Source organism: Pseudomonas sp. GL-R-19, assembly GCF_019956375.1.
In the GTDB taxonomy this organism is placed as follows: domain Bacteria; phylum Pseudomonadota; class Gammaproteobacteria; order Pseudomonadales; family Pseudomonadaceae; genus Aquipseudomonas.
In genome coordinates this window covers 1-5,764 of the sequence record NZ_JAHBDJ010000070.1, presented here as the reverse complement: position 1 = coordinate 5,764, position 5,764 = coordinate 1, and the positions used below count along the sequence as shown (strand labels likewise).

1 protein-coding gene is annotated in these 5,764 nt (G+C 63.1%); it reads left to right on the top strand.

The genetic code is table 11. The annotated features are described in order from the left end of the window. On the top strand, positions 1 to 5,764 hold a 5,764-nt coding region (locus KGA83_RS26690), incomplete at both ends, for an Ig-like domain-containing protein (RefSeq protein WP_223531233.1).

Genomic DNA, 5,764 nt, shown 5'->3' with positions numbered 1-5,764 from the left:
GGCCTCAACGTGTATGGCGGTGAGCTGACGGTCTACGAGAAAAATCTCAGCGACGGCAGCAGCCCCGACACGCCGGCCCTGACCCAGAGCGGCACCTTCACCGTCACCGCCCTCGACGGTGTCACGACCCTGACCGTTGGCGGCATCGCCGTGGTCAGCGGTGGCGTGGCCGCCGGCTTCCCGCAATCGATCACCACCCCGCTGGGCAGCACCCTGACCATCACCGGGTTCAATGCCGCCACCGGTGTCGTGAGCTACAGCTATACCCTCAACGATAACGAAACCCACCCAACCGCTAACGGCGCCAACACGCTGCCCGAACAGTTCGCCGTGACCGTGGTCGACGACAACGGCACCACCGTGACGGGCAGCCTCGACGTCAACATCGTCGACGACCTACCCAATGGCGTGGACGACAGCAACGCCAGTACCGCCTCGGAAACCCTGCTGACCCTCAACGGCAACGTGCTGAGCAACGACGTGCAAGGCGCCGACCGCGTGACGCTCGGGGAAAACGCCGGCCCGATCACCCCCGGGACCTTCACCGGCACCTACGGCACCCTGGTGCTGAATGCCAACGGCACCTACACCTACACCCTGAACACCAGCGATGCCGACTTCATAGCCCTGCACGGCGGTGGCGACGGCACCGAAACCTTCGCCTACACCCTCACCGATGCCGACGGCGACAGCAGCACGGCGAACCTGGTGCTGCAGATCCACAACAACGACGACCAGGTGACCCTCAACGGCCTCGACGTGTATGGCGGCGAGCTGACGGTTTACGAAAAAAACCTCAGCGACGGCAGCAGCCCGGACGCACCGGCCCTGACCCAGAGCGGCACCTTCACCGTGGCCGCCCTCGATGGCCTGCAAACCCTGACCGTGGGCGGCATCGCCGTGGTCAGCGGCGGTGTGGCTGCGGGCTTCCCGCAATCGATCACCACCCCGCTGGGCAGCACCCTGACCGTCACCGGTTACAACCCGGCCACCGGCGTGGTGAGCTACAGCTACACCCTCAACGATAACGAAGCGCATCCGACTGCCAACGACGCCAACACTTTGCCTGAGCAGTTCGCCGTCACCGTGGTCGATGACAACGGCACCACCGCGACCGGTTCGCTGGACGTCAACATCGTCGACGACGTGCCCACTGGCGTGGACGACAGCAACGCCAGTACCGCCTCGGAAACCCTGTTGACCCTCAACGGCAACGTGCTGAGCAACGATGTGCAAGGCGCCGACCGCGTGACGCTCGGGGAAAACGCCGGCCCGATCACCCCCGGCACCTTCACCGGCACCTACGGCACTCTGGTGCTGAATGCCAACGGCAGCTACACCTACACCCTCAACACCAGCGATGCCGACTTCAAAGCCCTGCACGGCGGTGGCAATGGCACTGAAACCTTCACCTATACGCTGACGGACGCCGACGGCGACAGCAGCACCGCCAACCTGGTGCTGCAGATCCACAATAACGATGATTCGGTGACGATTGGCGGTTTGAACGTTGGCGGCGGCGAACTGACCGTCTTCGAGAAAAACCTCAGCGACGGCAGCGCACCGGATGCCACGGCGCTGACCCAGAACGGCACCTTCACCGTGGCCGCTCTCGACGGTGTCACGAGCCTGACCGTCGGTGGCATCGCCGTGGTCAGCGGTGGTGTGGCTGCGGGCTTGCCGCAATCGATCACCACGCCGCTGGGCAGCACGCTGACCATCACCGGGTTCAACGCGGCGACCGGTGTCGTGAGCTACAGCTACACCCTCAACGATAACGAAACGCATCCGACTGGCAACGGCGCCAACACTTTGCCTGAGCAGTTCGCCGTGACCGTGGTTGACGACAACGGCACCACCGCCACCGGTTCACTGGACGTGAACATCGTCGACGACCTGCCGGAGGGCGTGGACGACAGCCATGCGTCAACAGCTTCGGAAACCTTGCTGACCCTCAGCGGCAACGTGCTGAGCAACGACGTGCAAGGCGCCGACCGGGTAGCGCTCGGAGAAAACGCCGGCCCCATCACCCCCGGGACCTTCGCCGGCACCTACGGCACCCTGGTGCTTAACGCCAACGGCACCTACACCTATACGCTGAACACCAGCGATGCCGACTTCAAGGCGTTGCACGGCGGTGACAATGGCACTGAAACCTTCACCTACACCCTCACCGATGCGGATGGCGACAGCAGCACCGCCAACCTGGTGCTGCAGATCCACAACAACGATGATCAGGTGACCCTCAACGGCCTCGACATGTATGGCGGTGAACTGACGGTCTTCGAGAAAAATCTCAGCGACGGCACTAGCCCCAACACACCCGCCCTGACCCAGAACGGCACCTTCACCGTGAACGCCCTCGATGGCCTGCAAACCCTGACCGTGGGCGGCATCACTGTCGTCAGCGGTGGTGTGGTTACAGGCTTCCCGCAAACGGCCGTGACGCCGCTGGGCAGCACCCTGACCGTCACCGGTTACAACCCGGCGACCGGAGTGATCAGCTACAGCTACACCCTCAACGATAACGAAGCCCATCCAACGGCCAGCGGCGCCAACAGCCTGACCGAGAACTTCAACGTCGTGGCCACCGATACGGACGGCGACAGTGCGACCGGGCAGCTCAACGTCAACATCATCGATGACTTGCCGAGCGCCAAACCTGACTCGTCGTCGGTGACGGAGGGTGGAACGGTCAACATCAGTGTGCTGGGCAACGACATCAGCGGCGCCGACGGTCCGGCGACGGTGGTCGGCGTACGCGCCGGCAGCAATACCTCGACGTCGGCCATCGGCGGGCTCGGCAATCAGATCAACGGCACCTATGGTTACCTGACCCTCGATGCCAACGGCAACGCGGTGTATCACAGCAACCCGGGTTCGGTCGGTGATGCCGGGGCGACCGATACGTTCACCTATACCGTGCGCGATTCCGATGGCGATGAAAGCACCACCATCATCACCATCGACGTGGCTAACAGCATCATCAAGGCAAACCCCGACAGCGACGTGACGGTCTACGAAAAAGCCCTCGACCTGAGCAAGGACGGTCAGGACCTGGCCGCCGCTACGGTCACCGGCAGCGACCCGGGCAACACCGGCGAAACCGCGTCCGGCACCCTGGTCGGTTCGGTATCGGGTGCCAGCGGCGCAGTCACCTACACCCTGGTCGGCAGCGCCACCGGCGCATACGGGCAAATCCTGCTCAACCCCGACGGCAGCTACACCTACACTCTGACCTCGGCGCCGAAAACCTCGCCGAACGCCAACGACGGGCCGAACAGCCTGAGTGAAAGCTTCACCTACAAAGCCACCGATGCGCTGGGCAACAGCAGTACCAGCACCATCGTGGTCAACATTGTCGATGACGTGCCCAGGGCGGTGGCAACGGATCGCTCGGTGGCGGCGGTGCAGATCGATTCCAACCTGCTGATCGTACTCGACGTCTCCGGCAGCATGGCCGACCCTTCCGGCGTGTCGAACCTGTCACGGCTGGATCTGGCCAAGCAGGCCATCAGTGCCTTGCTGGATAAATACGACGACCTGGGCGATGTGAAAGTGCAGCTCGTCACCTTCAGCAGCAGCGCCACCGACATGACCTCGGTGTGGGTCGATGTCGCGACCGCCAAGACATTGCTGGCCGGCCTCATCGCGAACGGCAATACCAACTACGACGCGGCCGTGCTGACCATGCAGACCGCCTTCAACACCTCGGGCAAACTCACCGGTGCGCAAAACGTCGGCTACTTCTTCTCCGACGGCAAGCCCACCACCGGCCAGGAAATCGGCACTGCCGACGAGACTGCATTGAAGGCCTTCCTCGATGCCAACGACATCAAGAACTACGCGATCGGCCTGGGCAGCGGCGTGAGCAACGCCAACCTCAATCCACTGGCCTATGACGGCAGCAGCCACACCGACACCGATGCAGTGGTGGTGACCGACCTCAACCAACTCAACTCGGTGCTGTCCGGCACCGTGATCGGCGCACCGGTCACCGGTTCGCTGCTGGGCGAGGGCGGTGCCTTCGGTGCCGATGGCGGCTTCATCAAAACAGTCACGGTGGACGGCACCACGTACACCTACGATCCGAGCGGCAACAGCAATCAGGGCTCGCTGAGCTTCAGCGGCGGGCTCAACCACGGCACGTTCAACACCGTGGACAACACGTTGAGCATTGCCACCAACAACAGCGGTACCTTGCAGATCAATCTCGACACCGGTGAATACGCCTACATTTCGCAGAAAACCACGTCGGTGTTGATCACCGAAAACATCGCCTTCACCGCCAGCGACAACGACGGCGACCTGGCCAGCGCCACCTTGACGGTCAAAGTCATACCCAATGCACCACCGGTGGCTGGCGATGATAACGTCATCACCAACGTGCTCTCGAGCACGGTCGTGGTGCCGGGCGAACTGTTGCTGGCCAACGACACCGACCCCAACGGCGATCAACTCTCGGCGACACCGACTTCGTTCAACACCGGCTGGATCGCCGGGGATGCGGACTTCACCGGCACGGGCGCGATCAGCTTCGCCGGTGAAAATAACAACCCCGCCAACAAGAGTCTGGCCAACGTGCGCAATGCGTTTGCGGCCAACACGGCGACCATGACGGCGCTGCTGGTGATCAGTGGCTATCTCGACAAAGCGAACAGCTCCAATGGCAACAATGAAGACCTCATCACGGTCAAGCTGAAACAGGGTGAGACGCTCAACCTCGATCACAACCTGGACCCTGGGCACGTCACGATGGAGTATTCGCTCAACGGTGGGGCGTTCGTCAGCATCGCCGATGGCGGCGCCATCACCGCAAGCGCGGATGGCACTTACCAGATCCACCTGACCAACATCACCAACACCAGTGGCAGCGATGCGAATTCGGCGGAAAACTATCAGCTGACCATGACCGTCAACTACGCGGGGGCACAGGCTGTCACCACGGACTACCACGGCACCTACACCGCCAACGACAACCATGGCGGCAGCGACTCGGCCAATCTGACCATCAGCTATCAGGACGGCCATACGCTCACCGGCACCAGCGGGGATGACGTACTGGTGGCAGGCACGGGCAACAACATCATCAATGCCGGCGACGGCAACGATGTGCTCACCGCCGGCTCCGGCAATAATGAGCTGCATGGCGGTGCCGGCAATGATCTGCTCTACAGCGGTTCGGGCAATGACATCCTCGACGGCGGCACGGGGATCGACACAGCCAGTTACTCCCACGCCAGCGCCGGAGTGACGGTCGACCTCAGCCTGCTCGCTGCGCAGAACACCCTGGGCGCGGGCTCGGACACCCTGACCGGCATCGAAAACCTCACCGGCTCGAACTTCAACGACACCCTGACCGGTGACAACAACAGCAACGTGATCAACGGCGGCCTGGGCCACGACATCCTCAACGGTGGAGGCGGCGATGACCTGCTGATCGGCGGACTGGGCAATAACACTCTCACTGGCGGGGCGGGGACCGACACCTTCCACTGGCTCAAAGGCAACAGCGGCCATGACGTGATCACCGACTTCACCCCCGGCACCGACAAGCTCGACCTGTCGCAACTGCTACAAGGGGAGAGCGGCACCACGGCGTCACTGGATGACTACCTGCACTTCACCGTCACCGGCAGCGGGCCGTCGACGGTGACCAGCATCGACGTCAGCGCCATGGCCGGCGCCGCGCCGAACCAGACCATCGACCTGGCCGGCGTCAACCTGGCCAGCCATTACGGTGTAACGCCAGGGGCGGGTGGGG